This window comes from Devosia sp. WQ 349K1, from assembly GCF_016595685.1.
GTDB lineage: Bacteria > Pseudomonadota > Alphaproteobacteria > Rhizobiales > Devosiaceae > Devosia.
This window is the reverse complement of the sequence record NZ_JAENGO010000002.1, coordinates 22391-49070: the sequence shown is the minus strand read 5'-3', so window position 1 is coordinate 49070 and position 26680 is coordinate 22391. Positions and strand designations below refer to the sequence as shown.

At 58.3% G+C, this 26680-nt stretch carries 26 protein-coding genes and 1 pseudogene; 10 read left to right on the top strand and 17 right to left on the bottom strand.

Features of this window, described 5'->3' with window-relative positions; genetic code table 11:
- Positions 1 to 45: 45 nt before the first annotated feature.
- From JHL21_RS05440 to JHL21_RS05415, 6 genes are all read right to left on the bottom strand, one after another.
- Positions 46 to 492, bottom strand: coding sequence for a molybdenum cofactor biosynthesis protein MoaE (locus JHL21_RS05440; protein ID WP_200212369.1), 447 nt, complete (start codon positions 490 to 492; stop codon positions 46 to 48).
- Positions 493 to 496: 4 nt separating this feature from the next.
- Positions 497 to 748: a MoaD/ThiS family protein gene (locus tag JHL21_RS05435; protein ID WP_169195643.1), complete on the bottom strand. Its 252-nt coding sequence runs from the start codon at positions 746 to 748 to the stop codon at positions 497 to 499.
- A complete protein-coding gene (gene pgsA, locus JHL21_RS05430) occupies positions 745 to 1314 on the bottom strand; it encodes a CDP-diacylglycerol--glycerol-3-phosphate 3-phosphatidyltransferase (protein WP_200212367.1) in 570 nt (189 codons plus the stop codon). Before pgsA ends, JHL21_RS05435 begins: the two co-directional genes overlap by 4 nt.
- Before the next feature lie 248 nt (positions 1315 to 1562).
- Positions 1563 to 2636, bottom strand: coding sequence for a 3-deoxy-7-phosphoheptulonate synthase (locus JHL21_RS05425; RefSeq protein WP_199532326.1), 1074 nt, complete (start codon positions 2634 to 2636; stop codon positions 1563 to 1565).
- A gap of 246 nt (positions 2637 to 2882) precedes the next feature.
- Positions 2883 to 4760: an excinuclease ABC subunit UvrC gene (gene uvrC, locus JHL21_RS05420; protein ID WP_200212365.1), complete on the bottom strand. Its 1878-nt coding sequence runs from the start codon at positions 4758 to 4760 to the stop codon at positions 2883 to 2885.
- On the bottom strand, positions 4757 to 5542 hold the full coding sequence (locus JHL21_RS05415) for an SDR family oxidoreductase (protein WP_200212363.1): 786 nt from the start codon (positions 5540 to 5542) through the stop codon (positions 4757 to 4759). Before JHL21_RS05415 ends, uvrC begins: the two co-directional genes overlap by 4 nt.
- 177 nt (positions 5543 to 5719) lie before the next feature.
- Here JHL21_RS05415 and JHL21_RS05410 point away from each other — a divergent pair, with 177 nt between their 5' ends.
- Complete coding sequence (locus JHL21_RS05410; protein WP_169195638.1) at positions 5720 to 6607, top strand: DMT family transporter; 888 nt, start codon at positions 5720 to 5722, stop codon at positions 6605 to 6607.
- A 49-nt stretch (positions 6608 to 6656) separates the two neighbouring features.
- A complete protein-coding gene (locus JHL21_RS05405; RefSeq protein ID WP_169195637.1) occupies positions 6657 to 7097 on the top strand; it encodes a hypothetical protein in 441 nt (146 codons plus the stop codon).
- A gap of 40 nt (positions 7098 to 7137) precedes the next feature.
- Here the strand turns inward: JHL21_RS05405 and JHL21_RS05400 are convergent, their stop codons facing one another.
- Positions 7138 to 7629 (bottom strand): SH3 domain-containing protein, encoded by a 492-nt coding sequence (locus JHL21_RS05400; protein WP_169195636.1) that lies wholly within the window; start codon positions 7627 to 7629, stop codon positions 7138 to 7140.
- 116 nt (positions 7630 to 7745) lie between these two features.
- A complete protein-coding gene (locus tag JHL21_RS05395; RefSeq protein ID WP_182394176.1) occupies positions 7746 to 8168 on the bottom strand; it encodes a hypothetical protein in 423 nt (140 codons plus the stop codon).
- Between the two features lie 147 nt (positions 8169 to 8315).
- Here JHL21_RS05395 and JHL21_RS05390 point away from each other — a divergent pair, with 147 nt between their 5' ends.
- From JHL21_RS05390 to hemH, 3 genes are all read left to right on the top strand, one after another.
- Complete coding sequence (locus tag JHL21_RS05390; RefSeq protein ID WP_169195634.1) at positions 8316 to 9215, top strand: LysR family transcriptional regulator; 900 nt, start codon at positions 8316 to 8318, stop codon at positions 9213 to 9215.
- 9 nt (positions 9216 to 9224) lie between these two features.
- Positions 9225 to 10922, top strand: coding sequence for a DUF1007 family protein (locus JHL21_RS05385; RefSeq protein ID WP_200212361.1), 1698 nt, complete (start codon positions 9225 to 9227; stop codon positions 10920 to 10922).
- 86 nt (positions 10923 to 11008) lie between these two features.
- On the top strand, positions 11009 to 12031 hold the full coding sequence (hemH, locus tag JHL21_RS05380) for a ferrochelatase (protein WP_200212359.1): 1023 nt from the start codon (positions 11009 to 11011) through the stop codon (positions 12029 to 12031).
- A gap of 76 nt (positions 12032 to 12107) precedes the next feature.
- Here the strand turns inward: hemH and JHL21_RS05375 are convergent, their stop codons facing one another.
- Positions 12108 to 12476: a hypothetical protein gene (locus tag JHL21_RS05375; protein WP_169195631.1), complete on the bottom strand. Its 369-nt coding sequence runs from the start codon at positions 12474 to 12476 to the stop codon at positions 12108 to 12110.
- Between the two features lie 107 nt (positions 12477 to 12583).
- A complete protein-coding gene (locus tag JHL21_RS05370; protein ID WP_169195630.1) occupies positions 12584 to 13090 on the bottom strand; it encodes a pyridoxamine 5'-phosphate oxidase family protein in 507 nt (168 codons plus the stop codon).
- Between the two features lie 170 nt (positions 13091 to 13260).
- Here JHL21_RS05370 and JHL21_RS05365 point away from each other — a divergent pair, with 170 nt between their 5' ends.
- Positions 13261 to 13662, top strand: a complete 402-nt coding sequence (locus tag JHL21_RS05365; RefSeq protein ID WP_200212357.1) for an endonuclease domain-containing protein — start codon at positions 13261 to 13263, stop codon at positions 13660 to 13662.
- Between the two features lie 152 nt (positions 13663 to 13814).
- The gene (locus JHL21_RS05360) at positions 13815 to 14162 is read left to right on the top strand and encodes an endonuclease domain-containing protein (protein ID WP_200212355.1); all 348 of its coding nucleotides are present in this window, start codon (positions 13815 to 13817) and stop codon (positions 14160 to 14162) included.
- Positions 14163 to 14285: 123 nt separating this feature from the next.
- On the opposite strand, the pseudogene uvrB reads toward JHL21_RS05360, so the two are convergent.
- A pseudogene (uvrB, locus tag JHL21_RS05355) lies at positions 14286 to 16760 on the bottom strand (excinuclease ABC subunit UvrB); the annotation flags it as partial.
- Between the two features lie 526 nt (positions 16761 to 17286).
- Between uvrB and JHL21_RS05350 the strand changes: the two are divergent.
- Positions 17287 to 19923, top strand: coding sequence for an autotransporter domain-containing protein (locus tag JHL21_RS05350; RefSeq protein ID WP_200212351.1), 2637 nt, complete (start codon positions 17287 to 17289; stop codon positions 19921 to 19923).
- Between the two features lie 54 nt (positions 19924 to 19977).
- On the opposite strand, the gene JHL21_RS05345 is transcribed toward JHL21_RS05350, so the two are convergent.
- Both JHL21_RS05345 and bdcA read right to left on the bottom strand, forming a co-directional pair.
- Positions 19978 to 20637, bottom strand: a complete 660-nt coding sequence (locus tag JHL21_RS05345; protein ID WP_367948158.1) for an NADPH-dependent F420 reductase — start codon at positions 20635 to 20637, stop codon at positions 19978 to 19980.
- 52 nt (positions 20638 to 20689) lie between these two features.
- Entirely contained in the window at positions 20690 to 21403 is a 714-nt protein-coding gene (bdcA, locus tag JHL21_RS05340) for an SDR family oxidoreductase (RefSeq protein WP_200212340.1), read from the bottom strand.
- 73 nt (positions 21404 to 21476) lie between these two features.
- On the opposite strand from bdcA, the gene JHL21_RS05335 reads away from it, so the two are divergent.
- Both JHL21_RS05335 and JHL21_RS05330 read left to right on the top strand, forming a co-directional pair.
- On the top strand, positions 21477 to 22088 hold the full coding sequence (locus JHL21_RS05335; RefSeq protein WP_200212338.1) for a TetR/AcrR family transcriptional regulator: 612 nt from the start codon (positions 21477 to 21479) through the stop codon (positions 22086 to 22088).
- A gap of 1022 nt (positions 22089 to 23110) precedes the next feature.
- On the top strand, positions 23111 to 23998 hold the full coding sequence (locus JHL21_RS05330) for an autotransporter outer membrane beta-barrel domain-containing protein (protein WP_210338857.1): 888 nt from the start codon (positions 23111 to 23113) through the stop codon (positions 23996 to 23998).
- An 80-nt stretch (positions 23999 to 24078) separates the two neighbouring features.
- On the opposite strand, the gene JHL21_RS05325 is transcribed toward JHL21_RS05330, so the two are convergent.
- From JHL21_RS05325 to JHL21_RS05310, 4 genes are all read right to left on the bottom strand, one after another.
- Complete coding sequence (locus JHL21_RS05325; RefSeq protein WP_200212335.1) at positions 24079 to 24444, bottom strand: hypothetical protein; 366 nt, start codon at positions 24442 to 24444, stop codon at positions 24079 to 24081.
- Between the two features lie 139 nt (positions 24445 to 24583).
- Positions 24584 to 25084 carry a DUF3597 domain-containing protein gene (locus JHL21_RS05320; protein WP_200212333.1) on the bottom strand — a complete coding sequence of 167 codons (501 nt, stop codon included), beginning with the start codon at positions 25082 to 25084 and terminating at the stop codon, positions 24584 to 24586.
- Positions 25085 to 25264: 180 nt separating this feature from the next.
- Positions 25265 to 25831, bottom strand: a complete 567-nt coding sequence (locus tag JHL21_RS05315) for a peptidase inhibitor family I36 protein (protein WP_200212331.1) — start codon at positions 25829 to 25831, stop codon at positions 25265 to 25267.
- Positions 25832 to 25930: 99 nt separating this feature from the next.
- The gene (locus JHL21_RS05310; protein WP_169196500.1) at positions 25931 to 26653 is read right to left on the bottom strand and encodes an SH3 domain-containing protein; all 723 of its coding nucleotides are present in this window, start codon (positions 26651 to 26653) and stop codon (positions 25931 to 25933) included.
- Positions 26654 to 26680: the final 27 nt, after the last annotated feature.

Below are 26680 nucleotides of genomic sequence, written 5' to 3'. Positions count from 1 at the left end.
ACGCCCGCCGCAAGGTGGGCGTTTTTGTTTGGGGCGAAGGGGGCTTTAGCTCTGCCAGCGATCGCGCGCGGTGTCGTCGGTTGATTTGGCGTCGACCCAGCGCAGGCCCGACGCGGTTTCTTCCTGTTTCCAAAAGGGCGCGTCGGTTTTGAGGTAGTCCATCAAAAATTGCGCGCCATCAAATGCGGCTTGGCGATGTGGCGCAAGCGTCATGACCATCATGATGGGTTCGCCCGGAACCAAGCGTCCGTAGCGATGGATGATTGCCGCGTCGGTGAGAGCAAAGCGGGTGATCGCTGCGTCACGAATGGCGGTGAGTTGGTTGAGGGCCAGTTCCTCGTAGCACTCTAGGATCAGGGCCGAGATCGGGTCTGAGGGCAGAGAGCGAACTAGGCCGGTGAAGGTGACGAGTGCGCCCGCCTCAGTGTGGCGACCAATGAAGGCATTGGCTTCGGCGCCTTGATCGAAGGCTTCGGTGGTGACGCGGATCATGGCGCTAGCCGCCTGTCATGGGCGGGAGGATGGCGATTTCTTTGGCATCGCCGATGGGCGTATCCCAAGCCGCTATTTTGGCATCGCGGGCGAGTTTGAAAATTTTGGTGTTTTGCATGGCGTGGTCGAGCACTTCGTCATTGGCGCGGAGCCAAGCGATGAGATCGTTGAGAGTCACCACCTCTGCAGGCGGAGACACCTCATCGCTGGCGCGATTGAGGCGCTCGCGCAGCCAAGCAAAGTAGAGAATTTTCATTTTTTGCCGATGCCGGATAGATGCGGCCAGGAGGCGCGCAGATAATTCCAGCCGGTGATGAGCGTGATGACGCCTGCGGCCCAGAGGAGAAGGCTGGCGACGATTTCAGCTTGCGGGATGTTGCCTGCGAGCAGAATGGCCGCGAGGGCGACGAGCTGTATTGTGGTTTTCCACTTGGCGAGCTGGCTGACGGGCAGAACGACCGCGGTATTGCCCAAGAACTCGCGCAGACCCGGAATGAAGGTTTCGCGGAAGATGATGGCAATTGCCGGGATCATGTCGAGGCCGCTGAGGCTGCCGTCCCATGCCAGAGCTGCAATGAGGATATTGACCAAGAGCTTGTCGGCAATGGGGTCGAGCATACGGCCAAGGTCGGAATACTGGTTCCACGCGCGGGCCAGATAGCCGTCCAGCCAATCGCTGGCGGCGGCAACGACATAAAGGACAAGGGCCACCCAGCGGAGCGTCGGGTCGCCGCTCATCACCAGCGCAACAATGGGAATGATCGCCAGAATGCGGGCAATGGTGATGATGTTGGGGACGAGGAAGAGCGGGTTCTGTGCCATGGCGCGAGAGAACAGGGTTCGGCGTCAGGGGTCAAGGGGAGAGGTGCGTTTGGGCACTGGGATGTGGGGGAGGTGGGGGCTGTTGCGCCACCCCCACCTAGCCTCCCCCTGGTAGGGGGAGGGATGGGATCGCGTTTTTTGGGTGGGGCGGGGCTCATGGGGAAGGCCCCCTCACCCGGCCTGCGGCCGACCTCTCCCCCAAGGGGAGAGGTAAGAAAGAGGGGTAGGTGGGGGCCTCTACGAGGCGCTTATGCCACGGCTTGGGAGTTGAGGGCGCGGCGCTGGGTGACGGATTCGGCCAGAGCTTCGAGGGTGGTGACGGTGGTTGCCCAATCAATGCAGCCGTCGGTGATCGACTGGCCGTAGACGAGGTCCTGACCTTCAACCAAATCCTGACGACCGGCGACGAGGTTGGACTCGATCATCACACCGATGATGCGCTTGTCACCGGAGGCGACCTGCGTGCCGATCTCGCCGAGAACCAGTGGCTGGTTTTCCGGCTTTTTGGAGGAGTTGGCGTGGCTCGCGTCGATCATGATCGCCGGGTTGACGCCGTTCTTCTTGGCCAGCTCTGCGGCAGCGTTGACGCTGTCAGCATCGTAATTGGTGGTTTTGCCGCCGCGTAGAATGATGTGGCAGTCTTCGTTGCCAGCAGTTGCTGCGATGGCGGAACGGCCATCCTTCGTCACGGCCAGGAAATGGTGTGGCTGGGAGGCGGAGAGAACTGCATCGAGGGCGATCTTGACGTTGCCATCGGTGCCGTTCTTGAAGCCGACGGGGCAGGAGAGGCCGGACGACAGTTCGCGGTGGATCTGGCTTTCTGTGGTGCGTGCACCGATTGCAGCCCAGGACACCAGGTCCGCAATGTATTGCGGGGTGGTCATGTCGAGGAATTCGCAAGCGGCAGGCAGGCCGAGGTTGTTTACTTCGAGAAGCAGCGCGCGGGCGGTGTGCAGGCCCTGATTGATGTTGAAGCTACCGTCGAGGTCTGGATCGTTGATGAGACCCTTCCAGCCCACAGTGGTACGCGGCTTTTCGAAATAGACACGCATGATGATTTCGAGACGATCGCCGAGCTTTTCACGCAGAGGAGCGAGCAGCTTTGCGTATTCGATCGCGGCCTTCGGATCATGGATCGAGCAGGGGCCAACAACAACAGCCAAACGGTCGTCTTGACCGGTCAGGATGTTGTGGAAGTCGTGACGGGCCGCGAGAACCGTGCGCGTCGCCGCGTCGGTGCGCGGATGCTGGCGCATAACCTCGATTGGCGTGGTTAGCGGCTGGATATTGGTGATGCGAAGGTCGTCTGTCGATTTAAGCATTTGGCGTCTCTTGATTTTGTATCAAGGCGGCCAAGAAAAAAGCCGCCTCGGGTTCGGGCGGCTGGCTTGCGATTTGCTTACTGATTTTGTCTGATCAGGATGCGCGCGCGATAGCCTCCGCCGGGAGCGGATAGCTAAAGTACCAGTAAAAGGTTGCTGCGTTGATCATGGCACAATTTGTAGATGAGGCGCGGCGGGTTTGTCGAGTCCTAAACGCCGCGCCGGATTACGGCTTTGGTATAAGGCCTAGGCTTGGTTGAAATGGTCGTAAACCAGCTGGGCGATGGCTGCGGAAATCGTTGGCACGGCTTGTAAATCTGCAAGCGATGCCCGGGAAACTGCCTTGGCTGAGCCGAAATGATTGAGCAAGGCACGCTTGCGGGTGGGACCAATGCGGTCGATTTCGTCGAGCGGATTTTTGATCTGATCTTTCTTGCGCTTGGCGCGGTGAGTCCCGATGGCGAAGCGGTGAGCCTCGTCGCGGATACGCTGCACATAGTAGAGGACCGGATCGCGGTGGGGCAGCATGAAAGCCTCGCGGCCTTCCATGTGGAATTTTTCGCGTCCAGCGTCGCGGTCTTCACCCTTGGCGATGCCAATAAAGGTCACTTCCTTGGGCAGGTTGAGCGTAGCGATCACTTCCTTGACGGCGTTCAGCTGGCCCGCACCACCGTCGATGAAGACCACATCGGGCCAATCTGGCATGCCGGTGGCATCGTCCTCAGCGTCCGTTTCGCTTTCAGCGGCGAGACGAGAGAAGCGACGGGTGAGCACTTCGCGCATCATGCCGAAGTCGTCGCCCGGCGCGATGTCGGATTTGATGTTGAAGGTGCGATAGTGCTTTTTGGAAAAGCCATCTTCACCTGCAACGACCATAGCGCCGACCTGATTGGTGCCCGAAATATGGGAGTTGTCATAGGTTTCGATGCGGCGGGGAACGCGTTCAAGACCAAAGGCTTCGGCCACGCCTTCGAGCAGGCTGCGATTTGAGGCACCCTCGGCGAGTTGGCGGCTGAGGGCTTCCTTGGCGTTTTGCAGGGCGTGATTGACGAGATCTTTTTTCTCACCGCGTTGAGGTACTTCGATACGAACCTTGCGGCCCGCACGCGTGGCGAGAGCTTCTTCGAGCAGTTCTGTCTCGGCCAAATTGTGGCTGAGCAGGATCAGTCGCGGCGGCGGGCGGTCCTCGTAGAACTGGATGAGGAAGCTTTCCAAGACTTCCTCGTCCGTGAGGGTGATGTCCGCCTTGGGGCGGTAGGGATAATTGCCCCAGTTTTGGAAGGCGCGGAAGAAGAACACCTGCACGCAGAACTGACCACCTTCATGGTGGATGGCAAAGACGTCAGCTTCTTCAACCGATTGGGCGGTTGAGTCGCCCTGCGACTGGATCAGCGCCAAGGCCGATAAGCGGTCGCGGATGACGGCGGCACGCTCAAAATCGAGGTCTTCGGCAGCTTGTGCCATGTCTTTTTGCAAGTGGTCCTGCACGGCGCGTGACTTGCCGGTGAGAAAGAGGCGCGCGTCTTCAACGAGACCGGCATAGCCCTCAAGGCTAATCTCACGGGTGCAGGGACCGGCGCAGCGCTTGATTTGGTACTGCAGGCACGGACGTGTGCGCCCGGCGTAAAAACTGTCAGAGCAATTGCGCAGCAAAAAGGCGCGCTGGAGGCTGGCTATGGTGCGGTTAACAGCGCTGGCCGAGGCAAAGGGGCCAAAGTAGTGCCCCTTCCGTCGTCTGGCCCCGCGGTGTTTGGTCAGCTCGGGCGCTTCATGATCGGTGGCGATCATGATGTAGGGGAAGCTCTTGTCGTCGCGCAGCAGCACGTTGTACCGAGGGCGCAGGCGCTTGACCATATTGGCTTCAAGCAGAAGGGCCTCAGACTCGGTTTCGGTTCGGACGAACTCCATGCTGACGGTCGCGGCGATCATGCGCTGCAGACGAACGGGCAGGGCCTCAGGCCGCGTGTAATTGGTGACGCGCGACTTTAGCGAGCGCGCTTTGCCCACATACATGACAGCGCCTTCGGCATCGAGCATGCGATAGACGCCGGGTGCAGAAGGCAGCGTCCGCACGAAAGCCTTGATGACTTCCGGGCCCGCCTGAGGTGTCTGGTCGGTGCTCATTTGCGTCGCGTGAGCCCACTTTCGGGCAAGTAGCTTAAGTGTTCGCCGCCATCGAGAGCCAGCATTTGACCGGTATAGGAGCGCATCGAGAGGATCGCGAGCACGCCCTCAGCGATTTCTTGGGGGCCAGCACTGGTGTGAAGGGGAAGGCGCAAGAGCGATTCTTCGAACTCCGCTTGCGTCTGGCGGGCATTGGGGAGGACGGGACCGGGGCCAATGGCGTTGACGCGGATAGCGGGAGCCAAGCTTTGCGCCATGGTCTGGGTTGCGGTCCAGAGAACAGCTTTGGAAAGGTAATAGCTGAAATAGCCCGGGGTCGGGTGGAGTACGCGCTCATCGAGAATGTTGATGATATTGCCCGATGCCCCTGCGGGCAGCTGGGCGGCAAAGTCGCGCGAGAGAAAGACCGGCACTTCGGCGTGGATGGCGAAATGCTTGTCCCAAAGCTCTTCGGACACATCGAAAATACTATCGCGCTCGAAAATCGATGCGTTGTTGATGAGCAGGGTCAACGGGCCAAAGGGTTCGCCTGCCTTGGCGATCACCTGGCTGCGCTGAGCGCGATCGGCGAGATTGGCCTGCAGGACTTCGGCACGACCGCCGGCGGCGACAATCTCCGACTTAACGCGATTGGCTCCCTCCGGATCAGAGCGGTAATGCACGATGACGGCATAGCCTGACGCGGCGAGCGTCTTGGCCAGACACGCGCCAATGCGATCATTGGCACCGGTGACCAGAGCGACGGGATTTTGCGAGAGCGAAGCAGCGGGTGTGTTTGACATCAACGGCACAATAGGTCGGATCGGCGATTCAGTTCAACGCATCAGGTGCATAGTGAGCAGGTGTGTCAACGTGTGGCAGTTGGTTTCGTCTGTGGTCTGCGTCACTTGCTTGAGATAATGATGTTTAGCGTTCTGCGGTAGACCGGGGCAGAACGCTTTTTCTTGAGCGTACAGACTATGACCATTTCTGCAGACTTTTCGCGCACCGATCAGATCGGGCGCGGCATCTTCCTGACGATCTTCTGCGTTTTGGTTTTCGGGGTTCAAGACGCGCTCTTCAAGCTGATGGTGCAGGACTATTCGCCCTTCCAAGTGGCCATGATGCGCTACTGGGGCTTTGCCTTGTTTGCGCTGTGGCTGGTGTCGCGGCAGGCGCCGCTGCGCAAAGCTTTCCAATCGAAAACGCCGAAATGGCAGATTGCGCGCGGCGTGTTTCTCATCGCTGATATTTGGTGCTTTGCGTTCGGGTTGGTTTCCGTTGGTATTGCCGAAGCGCAGGCGATTGCATCCATATACCCGCTGCTGGTGACGCTGATTGCGATCCCGGTTTTGGGTGAAAAAGTTGGTCCATTCCGCTTTTTTGCCGTGGGAGCGGGGTTGATTGGGACTTTGATCATTGTGCGTCCGGGCATGGTCCCGGTCGGCACGGGCACGATGTTCCTCTTGGCCAGTGCCGCGCTCTATGCGGTGTATATCGTCATCACCCGCAAGGTGACGCGCGTCGATAGTGCGTCGACCTCTATGCTTTACACAGCGGTGGTTGGCTTGGTGCTATCGAGTGCCGTCGGGGTGTTTTTCTGGCAGCCGATGGGATGGTGGCATCTGGCCATTATCGTGACGATCATGGGTACGACGATCGCCGGGCACGGGCTGATGACCTATGCGCTCAAGCTGGCTCCAGCGAGTGTCATTCAGCCGTTCAATTATCTGGCGATCCCATGGGCGATCTGCATTGGATATTTCGTTTTTGGCGAGCACATTGATCCGTTGACCCTCGTCGGCGCGGCCATCGTTGTGGGGGCCGGACTGGTGGTGATGGCGCGTGAGAGCATGAAGCGGTCTTGACCTTGGGGCTCACGCTCTACATGTGTTCTGAATTAGGAGGGCTAGCCACATGCTGATTTTGATCGAAATCGCCATTGTGCTTTTGGTGGTCGGCGGCGGCTGGACCTATCTCAATCGCAATAAGCGCAATGCCAAGCGTGAGGCGCTGACCTTGCGGCGTGTGGACGCCTATATCGAAACCATTCGTCGTGAGCGGAAAAACGCCGAGCTGGCGGCCATGAGCGACAGTGAGTTGCGGGACCTGCTGCACGCGGGGGCAACGAACCTCAAAGTTGCCGAGCAGCGTCGCAATCTGGCGGTGACCGGGATTGGTCTTGTGACCGTGATAATTGCGGCGGCTCTTGGGAGCCAAGAAGGCTGGGTAGCATTTTTGGCGAGTGGTGCGGTGGGGGCGCTCGTCGGCTATGGCACGAGTGTTTACCTCAGTCGTACGGCCAAGGCGCCGCTCGAAAAGCGCGGGATCGATGTGGATCGATTGCAAGTGATGTAATGAAAACGCCGCCCCAGAGGGCGGCGTTTGTTATTTGACCTTAGCTTCCGGCGCAGAAGTAGCCATTCGGGCCGTTAAAGCAGAAGCTTGCGTTCGGACCACCGGGATTGATCGGGTAGATCGGTTCTGGACGCGGTGGACGTGGGTTCCAATGGGGTGGGCGTGGTGGTGGGCCTGGATTCCAGTGTGGCGGGCGTGGTGCCGGGTTCCACTGTGGCGGGCGCGGAGGACGTGGGCGTTCCCACCCGTTATCCCAGCCATTGTCCCAGCCTGAGCGAGTGCTCAGATAGCTGGAGGACACCCAGCCTTCGCGGCCACGACGTTCAATGTAGCACCAAGAGCCTCGGCACTGATCGACATTGACGCGTTCGCCCTGGAAGAGGGTCCCGATCACGCCATAGCCAGTACCGGGACCGGTGCGGACGTTGACGTTTGCGGTTGCGACTGCGGAGGCTGCCGACGCAGCTCCGGCAGTGGCGAAGATGGCCAGTGCGGCCATACCGGCTGTGAGCAGTTTCTTTTTGAAGGTCATTTGACACTCCCTGTGTGTTGCGGCGGCTTTGCAGCCTGTGATCACAACAAACACCATTACGGATGAACCCAAGCTGAATGGTGCGTTTAGGAAGTTTTTCGCGTTCAAAAAGCCCGCTAGAGACGCAGGAGATTGATAAAGCGGGTGAGGGCGTCGCCGAGCCTTTTGCGGTGCTTTGGCTTGAGCTCACCCATGAGCGCTTCTTCCAATTGAGCCCAATTATCCGCGAGACTGTTGCGGAGGCGAAGACCGCGATCCGTGAGCACAATCCCAGGCTCTAAATGGGGCCCGACAGCCTGGCGCGCGATAATATCGCGGTCGACCAGACGCTGCAGGCGGGGCTGGAGCATCTCGGTGGTTATACCAAAATCATTGGCAATACTGGTCTCAGTGGAGCCTTTTTTGCCGAGAGCGAACAGAACGGCGTCATCTCCCGCTTCGAGGCCTTTTTCATAGAGGGGGACAACCAGCGCCTTGTGAGCGAGCTGACCGGCCTCGATGAGTTTATACAGCGTTGAACGGGAAGAAGGTTTGGACATGAGGGGGAAAATAATCCGAACTCCTTCTTTGGTCGATGCACCTTGCATTCTATCGTTAATCTACAGACGACCAAGGGGTCTTATTGTTCACTCACAGCGGATGAGCTATGCGTGGGCTTTAACCCGGAAACGGATGGAACGGTTGCTATGACGCAGGATCTTGCCCGCATACGTGCATTCGTCCAAGTGTTCGACGCGGGTGGATTTTCTGCCGCAGCCCGTCAGCATGGGCGGTCCAAAGCGTTGCTATCGAAGTATGTCACCGATCTTGAGGACTACCTCGGGGTTCGTTTGATGAACCGCACGACGCGCAAGCTGAGTCTGACAGAGGCGGGCGAGGCCTATTATCGCGAAGCCTCGAGCCTCCTGTTGCAACTGGATGATCTGGACGCAACGATTGCTGAACAGACGACCGAACCCCGTGGGTTGTTGCGCGTCTCAGCGCCCCGCAATTTCGGGGAGACTACACTCGCGCCCGCGATTTTTGATTTCCTCCTACAACACCCAAAAGTGCAGCTCGATCTGCGCCTTGAGGATCGTTATGTCGATCTGATCGACGAAGGTATCGACGTTGCCCTGCGCATTTCGACTTTGGCCGATAGCTCGCTGATCGCCCGTAAGATTGCCGATATGCATGTGGTGGTGGGCGCTGCTCCCGAGTTTATCGCCGCCCATGGCGTGCCGAAGCATCCAGAAGATTTGCGCCATCTGCCCTGTATTGTGGACGTCAACCTGCAGGGGCAATCGAACTGGCGCTTTACCGAAGACGGTAAAACCATATCAGTCCCGGTTAATGGCCCAGTCCGTGTGAATTCTCCTTTGGCAGCGATGAGTGCTGCCAAGGCTGGTCTCGGTTTTGTCGTATTGCCCTCTTATTTGGCAGAGCCAAGTTGTGCGACTGGCGAGCTGGTGCCGGTGTTGGCTGAGTTTTTGCCCACTGGGCAGACTTTGCAGGCTGTGTATCCGCATCGTCGACACCTTGCTGGCAAGGTCCGCGCCTTGATCGACCATCTGGTGGACTGGTTCGCCGTTCACCCCATCCACTAGGACGAACTCTTGAAACATTGGCGTGCCCCGCTGTTTGGTGCAGCACTCGGTTTGTTTGGCCTAACGCATGGGGCACAGGCGCATCCGCATATCTTCATCGATGCCAAAGTCGACATCGGTTTTGATGCGGCGGGGCGCATTGCCACCCTCAAACATAGCTGGACATTCGACAGCGCATTTTCCGTGTGGATGGTGCAGGGCCTCGACACCGATGGTGATGGGGTGACCACCAGCGCTGAGCTGCAAGAGCTGGCCGACGAGAACATGATTGGTCTCGCTGAGTTCGGTTTTTACACGGTCGCAGGGGAGGGCATGGAGTGGGTTCCGGCAGGGGACCAAGCCATGCGCTATGAGGATAATCGAGTGACGCTCGATTATACGTTGGCCGCCGTTCGCCCGCAGGTGCCGGGCCCCCATTTTGAGCTGGGCGTCTACGATCCTGAGTATTACGTGGCCATCACCACGGCTTCGGTGGCGGACGTCACACTCTCGAATGCGCCAGCGAGTTGCACAGCGCGGGTGGAGCCGCCCAAGGCAATGTCGCGGGACATTGAAGAGCGGATTTATGCGCTGGGACCGGAAGTGCTGGAGCTGCCGCCAGACTTGGCTGCAGCGATGCGAGGCACTCAAGGCGTAACCATTGTGTCGTGCAGTGGCGGCGCAATCCCAGTGCCTGAAACGGCGCTGGATGCGACTGAGCAGATGGCCGAGCCGCGCGCAACGGTTCCGTTTGCCGGACCGCCTGCCGAGGTTGGTCTTAATCTTCCGCGCACAGGATTTTTCGGCTGGCTGCAGAACACCCAGCGCGATTTTTATGGCGCGATGACTGCGGCGCTCGACAGCATGCGCACCGATTGGACCGCTTTCTGGGTTCTTGGGGGGCTGAGCTTCCTCTACGGCGTGTTCCACGCTGCGGGGCCGGGGCATGGCAAGGTGGTTATCTCGTCTTACATGCTGGCGAACGAACAGCAGCTGCGGCAAGGGATTTTTCTGAGCACGATTTCGGCCCTGATGCAGGCAGTGGTCGCGATCGCCTTTGTTTTGGTGCTGGCAGGGATACTGAATTTCACGAGCACGGCCTTGTCCGATGCGGCTCATTGGGTTGGCGTTGTTTCCTACGGGCTGGTGGCATTGCTTGGCCTGTGGCTCGTGGCGCGCAAAGTGTTTGGCTGGGGGCATCATCACCATCGCCACGGCGCCGCGCATGAGCCGAGGCAGAAAATCCGCTGGGACGACGCTTCAGATGCCCATCACCACGAGCACGCACATGATCACGGTCATGCGCATGGTCACGGTCATCATGACCATGGTCATTCCCACGATCACCATCACAACAATGACCACAGTCATTCAGAGCACATGCACCACGCGGTCGGCCCGCAGAAATTAAACGCGTCGTGGACAGAAAAACTCAGTGTGGTTTTGGCTGTCGGACTTCGCCCCTGTTCTGGTGCTTTGGTGGTGATGGTTTTCGCCTTGTCGCAGGGCTTGCTGGCGGCAGGTATCTTTTCTGTGCTCTTGATGGCAGCAGGTACGGCAATCACAGTGAGCACGCTGGCTGCTTTGGCCGTGACGGCCAAGAGTTTCGCTGGCAAGATCGGCGGCGCTGACAGTCGGTTGGCTGTGGCGTTGCTGTGGTGGGCTGAACTGTTGGGGGCCGTTTTTGTGCTCGTATTTGGTATATTGTTGTTGGTTGCGAGTATTTGATCGAAGCGCGACCCATCGCCGCCTTGCGAGGTTGAATTAAACCCTTATGTTCCGTCCAAAAGTGGAACCCTTCTAAACTGGCTCTCATGTCCCAAGTTTTGCCCAAAGATCACCCGACCGTTCCCCAGCAGAAGATTGGGGTTCTGTTGCTGAACCTCGGGACGCCCGACGCTACCGATTATTGGAGCGTTCGACGTTATCTGAAGGAATTTTTGTCCGATCCGCGCGTTATCGAAACGCCGAAGTGGAAGTGGTGGCCGATCCTCAACCTGGTCATCCTCAGCTTCCGCCCGCAAAAGGCCGGGCATGCGTATGATATGGTTTGGGACAAGAAGCGCAATGAGAGCCCTCTGCGCGTGATCACGCGTGCCCAGAGCGAAGCGCTGGCCGAGCGTATGGTTGGCGACGGCGTTATGGTTGAATACGCCATGCGCTATGGCAATCCATCGACCAAGTCCGTCCTGGAGAAGATGCAGGCCGCTGGTTGCCAGAAGATCCTTCTGGTGCCGCTCTACCCGCAATATTCTGCAACGACGACTGCGACCGCAAACGACAAGGCTTTCGACGCGCTCAAGACCATGCGCTGGCAGCCAGCTGTGCGCACCGCTCCGGCGTATTTTGAAGATCCAAAATATATCGAGACCCTTGGTAACTCGATCCGCGATGGCGTCGCCAAGCTCGATTTTGAGCCGGATCTTGTGATCACGTCGTATCACGGCATGCCGGTCGAATATCTCAAGAACGGCGACCCGTACCACTGCCAGTGTTTCAAGACGACGCGTCTGGTGCGCGAATATCTCGGCTGGTCAAAAGAGAAGCTGATGGTGACGTTCCAGAGCCGATTTGGGCCGACGGAATGGCTGCAGCCTTACACCGACACGACACTGGAAGAACTGCCCAAGAAGGGCATCAAGAAGGTCGCGATCCTGGCCCCAGCCTTTTCGGCGGACTGTATCGAGACCCTCGAAGAGATCGCTATCGGCGGCAAGGAAACCTTCCTTGAAGCGGGCGGCGAGAACTATGCCTATATCCCATGTCTGAATGCTTCGGATGAAGGCATGGACATGATCGAAGCGATGGTTCGCCGCGAATTGATGGGCTGGCTCTAAGCCTAGCGCCAGACAAATTAAAACCCTCTCAGCCTAGGCTGGGAGGGTTTTTTGTTGGCTAGACTTGAGGGCGGAATTACCAGCCGGCGCCGTGGAAATCGGGGGGTGTCACGTTGACGAGACCCTTGCCGACGATCCAGCTGCGGTCGACCCAACCCAGCTCTGGAATGTGACAATACTGACGCGCAAACTTGCCGCGCAGTCGGTGACCGGCATCGCCAAATGAGCCCCAATAGCTATCGCTATCGTTCTGGGTGCATTCGTCGACCGGTATTTCCTGTCCATCCATCAGGCGCGCAACGATCCGCGCGCCTTCGCGGGGTTGATCGTAGACTGCGATATTGCCGCCCGAGACGCGGGCGGTAATGGTCAGGGCGAAAGTCGGGGCGATCAAAGTGGCGCTCGCCAATACGGCTGCTGCCACACCAACAATGGTCCGCTTCATCTCTCAAACTCCGTCTGGCGCGCAGAAAAACCAGTCTCTGCGCGCAGATTGTGGCGGGGAAAAGATTGGCTTTCCCCTTTGCTGGTCAAACAACGCATCTGAGGTGGCTAGAGTTCAACCTTCTGGTTTTCACCCATGTCTGGCGCTTTGCCGGTGACGGCAGCGGCCGCCATCTTGACCAGCGCCACAGCGGCATTGGGGCTATCCCAGAGCTCGCCATCTTCGGGCGATACGGTGATCAAGCGAATGCTTGGATCATTGGCATCTTCCCACCAAGCCTTATCCCAATCGCTCCACAGATCGGTGATTTTGGCGCGATCATTGCTCACCGAGGCTTTGCCGGACATCACCGCATAGCGATGTCCGCCATTATCGGCCCAAGCCAAAGACACAAACGGGTATTTTTCGATCTGGTGGTTCTTCTCGCCGCTCACATCGACGAGGAAATAAATCGCATCTTCCTCGCGTTTAACGCGGGCGGAAAGCGGGCGCGAGCGCTGGCGTTCCCCGTCCCAAGTGGTGAACATGCAGATGTCGATCTTGCCTGCCAGTTCCCAAATGCGATCAGCGACTTCCTGAGGGGTTTTCTCGTTGTCGTGGTGTTCTTTGACCATTTCTGTCTCCTCGTTAGGAGGGGCCAACGGTTCGGTGCTCCAGCGGTTGCACGTCGTTCCCACACACAGGGATGGCAGTGTGCATACCGCGCTGCCTGTCCGGAAAAATCTGTCTTGTCGGATCTTTGCAAACGGCAGAGGGTAGGGGGGCAATGTTGCAGGGGGGCGACATGAGTGATGGGGGCAAGCCTGCACAGGTTGTGAGGCGCTATCAAACAATGGCCGAGCGGCGCTTCTGGGCGCTGCTGTATCCTTGGCGTGTGAGTGGTTGGCACTTTCGCCGTCAGGGCACGGTCGGGCCATTTGTGGCAGACGTGGTGTGTAAGCGGGGCAAGGTGGTGTTCGACATTGTCGGTGCTTCCGATGGAGACGCCAATGCCGGGGCCGAGGACAGTGTGCGCAATGCCCGGCTCGCGGCGCGCGGCTATCGCGTGGTCCGCTTCAGCGATGATCAATTGCGCTATCGCCCTGATTGGGTGACGGAACAGCTCAATGCGATTTTTAGCACCACCTGGCCGACGGATATCGCCGCGCTGACGCGGCAAATGGCTCAGGTTTTAAGGGAGGGGTGACAGACGTATTCTGATCGACTTTGGGTGCGTAATTTATCCGCACTCTTAGCTGTGGGGAGATCAGAGGGAATACGCCGTCATTGTCGCGATTGTCGTGACGAACGCAGGAGCGCCCCTCCCTCGCTTGCGGGGGAGGTTGGGTGGGGGAGACTATGCGTGACCAGATCAAGTTTGCGCAAACTTTACGGCGCAACCAGACCGACGCTGAACGCAAGTTTTGGGCGCTGCTTTATCCGTGGCGTGAGCAGGGCATACACTGGCGACGCCAAGCACCTATCGGTCCATATGTAGTCGATTTCTGCTGTAAGCGGATGATGCTGGTTGTTGAGATTGATGGCGATAGCCACTCAACCGAGGCGGAGCTTGCGCACGACGCGGCGCGGACAGTTTATCTCGAACGCCAAGGTTTCACCGTGCTGCGGTTCACCAATGTTGAGGTTTGCGAGAGCCCTGAAGGTGTCTTCAGTGTGATGTGCCGTGTGCTTGGTACCCCCACCTAGCCTCCCACTGATAGGGGGAGGGACTGCATCGGGGGTGTTGCGATAGTGGTGGCGACCACAGGACGAGCCCGATAATGACGAAGGTGGGTTAGGGCGTCAGCTGATCTCGCCGTCCAGCGTGTCCAGTTCCATTTCACGCAGGCGTTTGACTTCGTCGCGGAGCCTTGCTGCCTTCTCGAATTCGAGGTTGGTGGCGGCTTCGCGCATTTCTTTTTCGAGGTCTTTGATGACCGTCGCGAGGTTGTCGCCGGTGACGATCTTTTCCTTGCCGTCCTTGGTCTTGCCAATCGAGATCGTGACGTGGTCGCGGTCGGCGACGCTGTCGGTGATGTCGTTGATGCGTGCCTTGACCGACTGCGGCGTGATGCCGTTGGCGAGGTTGTATGCGACCTGCTTTTCGCGACGACGATTGGTTTCGGCCAAGGCCCGTTCCATCGAACCCGTCACCTTATCCGCGTAGAGAACCACGCGGCCGTCGACGTTACGTGCGGCGCGGCCGATGGTCTGGATCAGCGAGGTTTCCGAGCGGAGGAAGCCTTCTTTATCGGCGTCGAGAATGGCGACGAGACCGCATTCGGGAATGTCGAGACCTTCGCGGAGCAGGTTGATGCCAACCAGAACGTCAAAGGCACCAAGACGGAGATCGCGAATGATTTCAATGCGCTCGATGGTGTCGACGTCCGAGTGCATATAGCGGACGCGAATGCCCTGCTCGTGCATGTACTCGGTGAGGTCTTCCGCCATCTTCTTGGTGAGAACCGTACAGAGTGTGCGGTAGCCGGTTTTGATGGTTTTGCGGATTTCGTCGATGACATCGTCTACCTGATGGGTCGCCGGACGGATTTCCACTGGGGGATCGATGAGGCCCGTCGGGCGAATGACCTGTTCGGCGAAAACGCCGCCGGTCTGGTCCATTTCCCAGGAGCCTGGGGTGGCCGAAACATAGACCGACTGCGGGCGCATGGCGTTCCACTCCTCGAAGCGGAGCGGGCGATTGTCCATGCAGGAGGGCAGGCGGAAGCCGTATTCGGCAAGGGTCGCCTTGCGGCGCAAGTCGCCGCGATACATGGCGCCGAGCTGGCCGATGGTGACGTGGCTTTCGTCGACGAAGACAAGGGAATTATCGGGCAGGTATTCGAAGAGGGTCGGTGGCGGCTCGCCCGGCTTGCGGCCGGAGAAGTAGCGCGAATAGTTTTCAATGCCTGCGCAGGAGCCAGTGGCTTCCATCATTTCGAGATCGAAGAGCGAGCGCTGTTCGAGGCGTTGCGCTTCGAGGAAGCGGCCGGCGCCGTTGAGCTCCTGCAGGCGCGCGGCGAGATCGGCTTTGATCTGCTTGATCGCCATGTTCATCGTCGTGCGCGGGGTGACGTGGTGGGAATTGGCGTAGACGCGGATGAAGGTCAGGTCGGCAGATTTTTTGCCCGTCAGGGGATCAAACTCGGTGATCGCCTCGACCTCATTGCCGAAGAGGGAGACGCGCCAGGCGGCAGCTTCATAGTGGGCTGGGAAGATTTCGACCGTATCGCCGCGCACGCGAAACGTGCCGCGGACGAAGCCGGTGTCGCCACGCTTGTATTGAAGGGCGACGAGCTTGGCGAGCAGCTGGCGCTGGTCAATCTGTTCGCCCTTCTGCACGTCGATGGTCATGGCGGTGTAGTCTTCCACCGAGCCAATACCATAGATGCAGGAGACCGACGCGACGATGATCACGTCATCGCGTTCGAGGATCGCGCGGGTCGCCGAGTGGCGCATGCGGTCGATCTGCTCGTTAATGGTCGACTCTTTTTCGATATAGGTGTCGGTGCGCGGGACGTAGGCTTCCGGCTGGTAGTAGTCGTAGTAGGAAACGAAATACTCGACGGCGTTGTCCGGGAAGAAGCCTTTGAACTCGGAATAGAGCTGGGCGGCCAAGGTCTTGTTGGGGGCAAGGATCAGTGCGGGGCGCTGAGTGCGGGCAATGACCTGAGCAGCCGTGAAGGTTTTGCCCGACCCGGTGACGCCGAGCAGAACCTGATCGGTTTCGCCGTTCTCAATGCCTTCCACCAGTTCGGCAATCGCCGTGGGCTGGTCGCCGGAGGGCGTATAGGTGGTGTCGAGGCGGAAGGGCAGGGAGGCGCCGCGTTTGGCCGGACGCTCGGGCCGATGCGGCATCCAGGGGGCCGAGCCTTCCACTTCTTTACGGCCATGCAGAATGATCTGCTCCAGCGCCTTCACCGTGGCGGTGACGCCGACGGTGGTCGCATTGGAGACGTCTTCGTTGTTGCGGGCCTTGTTCTTTTTGACCGAGGCGTTGAGCTGAGCGCGGATATTTTCTGTCGCTTCCTCATTCGCGGGCATGTTGGCGGGCATGTGATTAAAGCCCGCCTGTGCGGCTTCCCCAAGCCCCGAGAAGTCGACACGATCAACGGCGTTGATCTTCGTCTTAGACGTCTTTTTCGACATGCCGGTAGCGGTGTCGTGACTGGCCTTGGTGGTGCGGCGCTTCTCTAGGGCAGTAAGCTTTTTGGCGGCGGCTTTTTCGGCCTTTTCGGCTTCCTTGGCAGCGGCCTTAGCTGCAGCGTCCTTTTTGTCGGCCTCAGCCAAAGCCTCACGGTCCATGCGGACCTTGTTCTTCATGCGCTCGGCATAAAGCGGCTTGCTGGCGGCAATGTCTTCGGCCTTTTCGATCTCGGCGAAAAACTCATCGATGGAGAATTCAGCTTTACCGGGGCGAGGAGATTTCGGAGCCATAGCGGACGGTCTTCTTGCACAAACTGGGGGATGTGAAGCCATAGATGGGTATGGCGTCAGCAAATGTCAGGAGGGTGACAGTTCACGGTTTGTAGCAGTTTTGTGGCGGGGAGGGAAAGCGCGGATGCGGGGAAGAGGAAGCGGGCCGTGAGGGCGGAAGTAAAAGGCAATTTATCATGAATGGTAGTCAGTTAAGAAAAACTCCTATAGGTGGGTGTTAAAAATTTTTTAAGAATTGTTGTGAGCTAGATCTTTGCCTTTGTCTCGTTACTTTTTCCTGCGCTCGACCCTGCTTGTATCGACGATCCTTAGCTCCAGCTTGTGCTTGGCGCCGATCGTTTTAGCAAATGGCGGCGCGGGTGGAGGGGGGGGCGGCAGCAGCACACCGGCCGGTGTGGATAATACAGCGTATCAGGGCACGGGTGGGACCGGTACCGACGGCATAGCTGGCGGGTCCGGCTACGGTGGCACGGGTGCCGGCGGTGGTGGTGCTGGTTCCGACGGTGGCGCGGGCGGCGTTGGGCAAACCAGCGGTGGTACTGCTTCTGCTGGCGGAGTTGGCGGAGTTCACGGCAGCTATGAGGGCAGACACGGGGGCAATGGGGCAAGCTCCGATACGGAACTCGCCGGCGGCGGCGGCGGCGGCGGCGGCGCTTTTGGCTATTTGTCTCCGTTAGATCGAGACAGCACTGTTCCGATTGAATTTATTAAGGATATGATTGGTGGCGATGGCGGTGATGGCGGCGATGGCTACGTTTCCAGTAGCGGCGGTGGTGGCGGAGCTGGTGCAGCCGGGCTGGTGCTCGACGCAAGGGGGCACAGCGCACAGTGGATCTTGCCCTCCAATTTAAGCTTCCTAGGCGGCAACGGGGGCTCAGGTGGTAACGGTTATTACGCTGGCGATGGTGGCGATGGTGGCGCGGGTGTCATTGCCGTTTTGGCAGGCCCCGAGACCACGCTGAACATCTATGGGACTGTCGGCGGTGGCAACGCCGGGCGTGGGGGGCAAGGCGTAAATGGTGTGGCCGTGCATGGCAAAGCCGGGGTGGGGGTGCTCGGGTCGAACTTGACCGTGAGTCTTAACAACACGGTGAGCGGTGGTTTGGAGGCCGATAGTATACGGCGGGCCTATGCATTTGAATTTACCGGAGGGGCAAACACGCTGACGCTCAACAGCGGCGCAAGCGTTGTTGGGAACATTCACTTGGCGTCAGGTTCACTGAAACTGTCGAACGACAGTCATTTTACGCTTGCTTCGGGGCTAAGCGGGGCGGGCAGCTTCGAAAAGTTGGGCGTTGGAACACTGGTTCTGACGGGACAATCGTCCAACACCGGTACCATTCAATTGCTCTCAGGATCTCTAGAGTTTGCGCCATCGAGTGCGCAGACCCTTAGTGGCAATATCACCACGAACTCCGGCGCGACTTTAGCCTTTTCTGGTAGTGCCCTGCATACCTATTCTGGCGTGCTCAGTGGCGCTGGCAACTTGGTTTATAAGGGGACTAATACGCTGAATTTGACTGGCAACAGTAGTTTCTCTGGAGCGACGACTGTTAGCTCTGGGCGCTTGGCGGTGAATGGCAGCTTGGCATCGACGTCCGGGGTGACCGTGGAATCGGGCGCGACGCTTGGTGGCAGTGGCACTGTAGGCAAAGTCACGATAGCCAGTGGCGGTATTTTGGCACCGGGCAATTCGACCGGCACGCTGAACGTTGATGGGGCGCTGGTGCTCCAGCCTGGGTCGAAGCTGGAAATAGAGATTGTGTCAGCGACCGACTTCGACAAGGTGATTGCGACGGGTGCAGTCACGCTCGCCGGAACGCTGCACTTTATTGTCGATGCGGGCGCTAATCTTGCGCACGGCAGCGAGATTATCTTTTTGCAGGGGCAGAGCTTTAATGGGGCTTTCGACAATGTCACCAGTAACCTAGCCCTGCTGATGCCGCGATTTAGCGTGTCCAATGGCGTCGGCAAGATCGTGCTGGTACGCAACAACGCTGTTCTGTCTGATCTCGGCGTAACCTCAAATCAGAAAGCTATTGGGGCGGTACTGGATGCCTTGGGTATTGGGAACACGGTCTATGACTCATTGATACCGATGACGGACGCGGCTCTTCGAGTACGGCTTGAGCAGCTTTCCGGCGATATTCATGCAGGGATCGTCGGCGCGCAGATGCAGAATGCTGGCCTTTATCGGCAGATGATGAATGAGCGTCTGTTGAAGGACGAAGTGGGTTTTTGGGCCGATGCCTATGGTCAGGCACGCTATGGTGCGGGCGACGGCAATGGCCCGAGCCTGGGCTCCGCTGCGGGCGGTTTTGCTGTTGGGTTCGACAGTGATGTTGGTGGTGGTCGGGTTGGCGGCATGTTGGCTTCGGGCATGGGTGGGTTTGATGCCGGCGTGCGCAAGGCGGACGCAAAGAGCGCAGACGTGACTGCGGGGCTTTATGGTGGCACCGAATTTTCGGGATATAAGCTGCGCGGTGGGGCGAGTGTCTCCTGGCACGGCACTTCGGTGAACCGCAGTGTCGGCTCCGACCGCTTGACCTCGGACTATAATGGCGCAACCTCGCAGGTGTTTGTCGAGGCGAGCACTAATGTGGACCTGGGCGACGTGACTGTGTCGCCTTACGTCGGCGCGGCCTATGTGCGGCACGACACATTTGGATTTTCCGAGCAAGGTGGCGCAGCGGCGCTGAGTGTGAATACGGGCAGTAATGAGGCGCTAGTGACGAGTGTCGGTGTGCGGGCCAAGCAGGATATTGCGCTCGAAAACGGCGCCAAGCTTGGGCTGAGCGGTGGCATCGGCTGGCAGCAAAGCTTTGGGGATGCGCCCGCGACATCACAAAGCATTGGCGGTAAAGGTTTTGCGGTGGCTGGTGCGGGTGTGTCGGGCGGCAGCCTGACCTTTGATGCGGGTGTGAGCTGGGAAGTGGCGCCGGAGCTGAATGCACAGCTGAGTTATGCTGGGCAGATGTCAGGCGCGGGCTTCTCTCAGTCGATCCGTGCGGGGCTGTTTGGTCAGTTCTAACGGGTTTGATGAAATATGAGTGAGGCAGGGGAAGCTTGTGGCTCCCCTGCGCACTTAGCGCTGATTGGCTTTATCGGCGCGGGCAATGTTGGCTATCAGTTCGGTGCGCGTTTGATGGGCGTGGGCTTCCCAAGCTGGCTGCCCGGGGCCGACACGCCAAGATTGGAACAGTGGGCTGTTGTCGACAGCATCAAAACCCAAATCATTATAGAGGCGGGTGACGAGACTGACGGCATCACGGAAGTTACTGGAGACCGCCAAGGCGTGGCGATTGGGTGTGCCTTCGGGGCTGGCGAGACCGAGCAGGCGCGGGGCTTGCACATGCGTGAAGGCGGAAGCGACACGGGAGAGCGGCAACTGCTGTTGGCGCAACTCGTGGATGGTCATAGCGCCGGATGTCACCTGCGGGTAATCGCCATCACGCCAGAGCATGTAATTGTTGGTGTCGAGGACGATTTTACCCGCCAACTCAGTGACTGGTAGCTTGTTGTCTAGCTTGAGCGGCGCGGCGATCATGACAAAATCGCCTGCTGCGGCGGCACCAGCAGCGGTGGACGCGCGAGCGTTGGGGCCAAGCGCCGTGACGAGGCTGCGCAGGGTTTCAGGGCCGCGCGAGTTGGCAATGACGATGGAATAGCCAGCGAGAATAGCGGCACGTGCAATCTGAGTGCCGACTTCGCCTGCGCCGATGATGCCAATGGTTTCTTTGGTCACGATAGATTTCCGATGAAAGGGGACGGAGGGCTCGAAAACCCTCCGTTGAAATTTAAGCGGCGAAACCGCCGTCAATCGTGTGCATCGCACCGGTGATGAATCCGGTTTCTGGACCGGCCAGCCACGAGACCATGTGTGCGACTTCATCGGGGTGGGCGTGGCGCTTGATCGCCATGAAGCTGTGTAGGGTCTCGGCCATCGGGCCGTCGTGCGGATTGGCATCGGTATCTATGGGCCCAGGCTGGACGACGTTAATGGTGATGCCGCGCGGGCCGAAGTCGCGTGCAAGACCACGTGCCATACCCTGCATTGCCGATTTACTCAGCGCATAGGCGGCCATGCCCGGAACTGGAATGCGATCGCCATTGACCGATCCGAGGATGATAATGCGTCCGCCTGCAGGCATGCGGCGCGCGGCTTCGACCGAGGCGTGATAAGGCGTGTTGACGTTGATCTGGAGCATCTTGTCGATATCGTCGGCAGCGAGTTCGAAGACATCGCCGAAAACGCCGATGGCGGAATTGACGACAAGAACGTCGATTGCGCCCATGCTGGCTGTGGTTTCGATGACCGCTTGGCGGTCAGCGCTGTCTGCATGGATCGCTTTGGCGCCTGTTTCAGCGGCCAAAGCCAGGGCGGCATCGGGGGACTTAGCGTAAGTGAATGTAACGTCGGCGCCTTCTTTGGCGAAGCGGCGAACAATGGCAGCACCAATGCCGCGGCTACCCCCGAGGACGAGAACTTTTTTGGACCCTGAAATGCTCATATTCAATACCTTGCTGGTTTTTGTAATGATCGTTACATAATAGATCAAACGGCATTGTCAAAGGTATTTTGTAATGACCACTACAAAAAAAGAGCGAAGCCGAGGGCGGCCGCGCGAATTCGATCGGGACGAGGCTGTTGCAAAGGCGCAGGCTGTGTTTCATCAGCGTGGCTATGACGCCGTGAACGTGGCGGAACTCGGGAAAGTTTTGGAGATCAATCCGCCGAGCCTCTACGCGGCTTTTGGGAGTAAGTTAGGTCTATATACAGACGCCTTGCACCGATATTCCCAAACGCAAGGCGTGCCATTCGGCGCGCTGCTGGAGGAGGCACCGTCGGTTGGCGACGGATTGGGCGCAATTTTAAAAAGTGCAGCACAACACTATGCAGACACGCATGGTGTGGCGGGCTGTATGGTGCTCGAAGGCATGCATTGCAGCGATGTTGCTGCCAGAGACGCGGCCCAGAAAATGCAAGCTGCTGCGCGCCAGACAATTGCCGATCACCTGCAGCAAGCAGTTCCTAGCAAAGCTGAGCAATTAACCGACTTCATGACCACGACGCTGGCGGGTCTATCGGCAAGTGCGCGCAACGGGCATGGGTTGGAACGGCTTCTGGCGACAGCGGATATGGCTTCGCAGGCCGTGCGAAGCGTTCTGGGGGAGCCGGTGTCCAACGGCCAATAGGTCTCAAAACGATGACAATGCGCGAGTGTAAGCTCGCGCATTGGACTGGGTGAGGCGGTGCCCGCTACGGCGGTGCCGCCGTCAGTTCTTCCAGACGATGTATGAGAATAGCAGCACGCCGACGAAGGTGATCATTGATCCGCCAGCCGTCTCGGCTGCCTTTGCCTCGCCGTCTTTGCAATTGGCCTCTCCCAAAGCCTCACGGCCATACGGGCCTTGTATTTCATGAGCAAGCTGGGGGGAGGTGAGCCCATAGATGGATATGGCTCAGTACATGTCACCAGGGTGACAGTTCACGAATTGGCGCAGTTATGGGGCGAGTAGGGGCAGTGCGGATGAGGAAGTATATACCATCCGATGCCAAGTCTTGTCGCGTTATCTGCGCCTGAAATGTTCCGCTCGCGCGTTGAATGTAAAGATATTTCTATTTCATAACAACGATTTGATCTCGTGAGTGCCTGCAGTTTCTGCGGGAGCTCGCGATTTTTTGCCTGCTGAGGGGAGCGATTTTACACATGCCACAGTTCCAAACTCGCGATCGTCGCGAGAACAAAGTGGTCCGCGCATTTGCACGGAGTCTCGCTCAAGTGACGTTGGGCGTACTGGTCTCTGGCTTGATGTTCGTAGGCCCAGCTGCGGCATCTATAGCGGTTTTAGATATTATTAGTCCTGATCCGATTTATACTGGCACGACAGTTATATCGGCTTCAACAAATAATGTGTATTTCGCCGATCTTGATGGGTGGTCTGTTTCCGGTGATATCGGTGTTGTAGGTGATGGCGCTAGTAATAGTAGTGTTATTACTTTTACATTAAGTGTTTCTGATCCTGGTTCTTACACTTATACTTTTACCCATGGTGACGGTGGTTCGTTCGATGTTAGCATTACCGTGCTTCAGCGACCAGTAAGCCCCACAGATAATGCCGAAACGGCAGAGCAGATCAGCACGGACATGGTGCAGGCGCGGGGACGTCAGCTTCACGCTGGGCTGTTTAGCGGGATGTTGCAGCAGCGCCGACAAATGTCGTCAGCGCGGACACCCGGCACAATCTCAATCAATCCTGCAGGCAGTGGTGTGGCAATGAATTTTGCTGCTAGCACACTGGCGATGACTGCGGCTTCGCAGGCGGTGACTGAGCTGGGGCAGACCATGGTTGTCGATGATCAGGGCGCTAATTTCTGGATCGACGGGGATATGAACCTGTACGCCCGTGACAATGGCGGCGGGGCTCAGTGGGGTCAGGCCGGGCTTGTTGGGGCCGGTGTTGACGTGTTGGTCGACAAAAACCTTCTGGTTGGTAGCGTGCTCTACGGCGACTGGATGCACGACAAATCCGATAGCCAGAACACGACAGGGGCCGGCTTCCTCGTGGGCCCTTATGCTTCCGCTGAAGTTACGCCAAACGTCTTTTTTGACGTAGCGGCGCTCTATGGGAAGAGCTGGAACACGCTCAAATTCGATGATTTCAGCGGTGACTTTTCGACGGACCGTGTGCTTGCCCGTGCCGAACTTCGCGGCAATGTCGAATTGGGTGAGGGCACGCGCTTCCGTCCGAACACTACGCTGTTCTATATGCGCGAGAATATTGCTGGTTACACCGTTTCAAACGGCGCAGGCACCACCCAGAACGTCGATGCAAACGTGCAGCAACAGTTGACCGCGAGTGCCGGTGGCCGGATTGAGCACAGCTTTGACGCGGGCGAAAATTGGGTTCTGACCCCGCATGTAAGTCTCGATCTGGGCATGGTTGGAACCAACGGTGCGTGGAGCCAGATGATCCAGGGCGGGATTGGCACCGAACTGGTTAGCGATGGGGGCTTCAAAGTGGTGCTCGGCCTAGATGGCAACGCAACTGCGGCTGGGGCCCGTGGCGTCGGAGCGTCAGCTAAGATTAAAGCGCAGTTCTAATCGCCAATAATGAGAAGCTTCAACGGGTACCGATCAATGATCGGTACCCGTTTTCTATTGGTCGAACCGTCCTGGCGCCGTCAGTTCCTCCAGACGATGTATGAGAATAGCAGCACGCCGACGAAGGTGATCATTGATCCGCCCGCTACGAGTGGGACCATGGCCGCATTGCCTGCCAGCAAAAGGGCGAGGGCCAACGTCATGATCACGACGCCGATGACGAAGATCCAGAATTGAGCGCGCACCAGTTGGCCAGTGGCTTTGCTCGGATTGAGCGCAAAATAGATGCCGAATAGTGCTGAAGTGACCCAGCCCACCAAGTTCAAGTGCGCGTGGGCGCCGGTGAAGCGATGGTCGGTGCTGATCGACATATAAAGGCCAAAGCAGATGCCAATGATGAGAAATATGACGGCTATGCGGAAGTAATGCTGAGATACCAACGGCAATTTATATCCTCCCTGTGCACGCCCGATTGTTCGATGCGTCGCCGCGCAAGCGTAGTGCGGCGCAAAGGGCTGGGATATACGGATATTTCTGGATTGGTATTGGGAGAATGCCTGCCGTAGCAGGCATCCTATGGAGAGATTAATCCAGCAAATTGGCTGGGACTGTACCGCCATTGGCCTTGAGCTGGCTGATCACCTGCTTGTGGAGCCAGATGTTCATGGTGGCGCTGTCGGACTTGTCGCCGGTGTAGCCAAGTTCGTCGGCAAGCTCCTTACGAGCGGTCAGCGAGCTATCGATGCCAAGGGCCTTCATGAGGTCGACGATGGACGTCTTCCAATTCAGCTGCTGGCCAGACTTAGCCACTGCCGCGTCGAGAATAGCGGCAACATCAACGTTGGCCTGCGGAGCTGCGCCGGACGCTGGTGCGGATGCACCTGATGCTGGTGGCGCTGCATTCGCATGGGCGGTGCCTGCTGCGAGGTTTTCGCGGGTTGGTGTTGGCGCGACAGGTGTAGAATCTGTGGTGCCGACGACGCTGCCGTGATGCGTGGCCTTGGGGTCTAGGCCCTGGGGTGCGCTGGCTTGTTCGGTCTTAGGGGCACCAAAAATCTTCTCTTTAATGGCGTCAAAGAAACCCATCGTAATCCTCCGTGTTGTTTGGCCGTCGCGACGTCGAAGTTGCGAAGGCGGTAAGGACAGAACGCCCCACCCTAGAAATGGTAACGACGGGAGGGGAGATATTTTGGGGTGTGCGGGCGCTCAGGTCAGAAAAAAAGCGCGCCCTCGGTGCGCTCATCGGTTTGGTTCTGAACGAGGCACTTAATAGACGCGGAGCGAGGAGAGGTTGCGTGCCAGATAGCGGCTAAGACGCGGTTGGCTCTCGGTGATGCGCTCACAATAGGATTGGAATGTGCGATCCCGGCACAGTGCGGCGCTGGTTGGTAGGGTGACGCGTACGGAGGTCACCCGATTGTCCCAACCGGAGAGCGCGAGATCGCGCACGGTGTTGCCCGACGACAGGCAGAAATAGGCTCCGGTGTAATTGGCGCCTTCGTAAAAGCACATTTCGCCGTCCGAGAGCTCCTTGGCGGGCACATTGAGTGCCACATCGCGTGTGGTCGTGCCGAAATCGATCTTGCCGATGTTGGTCCAACCCCGACCGGAAGGACCGTCGACCACGCACCAGTGCTTTTGGCAGCGGAGAACTTTGATCGGCGCGATACCGGCGATTTCCCCGGTGATGGCGTATTTCGTACCCGGACCAGTACGCAGCTCCAGTGTTGATTTACTCCACGCATGGCTACCCGAAAGTGAGTGGGCGGAGCTTGGGGTGGCCGCAAGCAAGCTCGCGAAAACAGCAAATGCAACAGCGTAAACAGAGCGCATTAGGACTATAGATCCGGATTGATTTTCGTCACCTTATCTGGAAACGATTGGTCTGAAAAGGGAAACGCCGCCCCGAGGGACGGCGTTTGATTTGGGAAATCAGCGGATCCGGATTGAGGCGATGTAATCGTCAAAATCACCCAGAGAAGAGGCGCTGGTCGTATAGGTGCGGCAGCCCCGGAAATTGCGTTCCGAACAGACTTCAATCGTGTAGCGGCCAGGATTGTCGATCGAGGAAATCCGATCGGTCCAGCCACGCAGATCGCGCTGCGCATCACCCGGCTGCAGACAGAAGCTGTCGCCACGAAACTGCGTGCGATCAAAGAAGCAGATGTCGTCAGCAACTGGCTGTGGCATCGGCTGTGGGCGCGGAGGACGCGGCGGAGGCACCGGCATTGGGCGCGGCGGTTCTGGGCGAACGACCGGCGGCTGTGGCCGCTGATTGCCATTGCCAATGCTGATGGATGGACCGCCAGGAATGGTGATGTCGAAATTAAAGCCTGGCTGGTTATTGTTATTCGGGCGGTTTGGCGTGTTGTTGCCACCTGTTGGCTGCAAATATTGGGCAGAGACCCAACCAGAGGTGCGGCCGGTATTGATGTAGCACCACGAGCGTTCACACTGCTGCACATCCACGCGCTGGCCCTGAACTGCCACGGCAACCACGCCGTAGTTTGTGCCTGGACCGCTGCGCACGTTTACATTGGTTGTGACAGTGCCTGGGGCGGCCTGGGCATCAGGCATGAAGACAACGACGGCTGCGGCGGCAATGGCGATGCCCGTGACGAAGTTGAGGAGGCTCTTACGAGTCTTGCTGTGCATAGTGACTATCCCCTTACAAAGCCCATT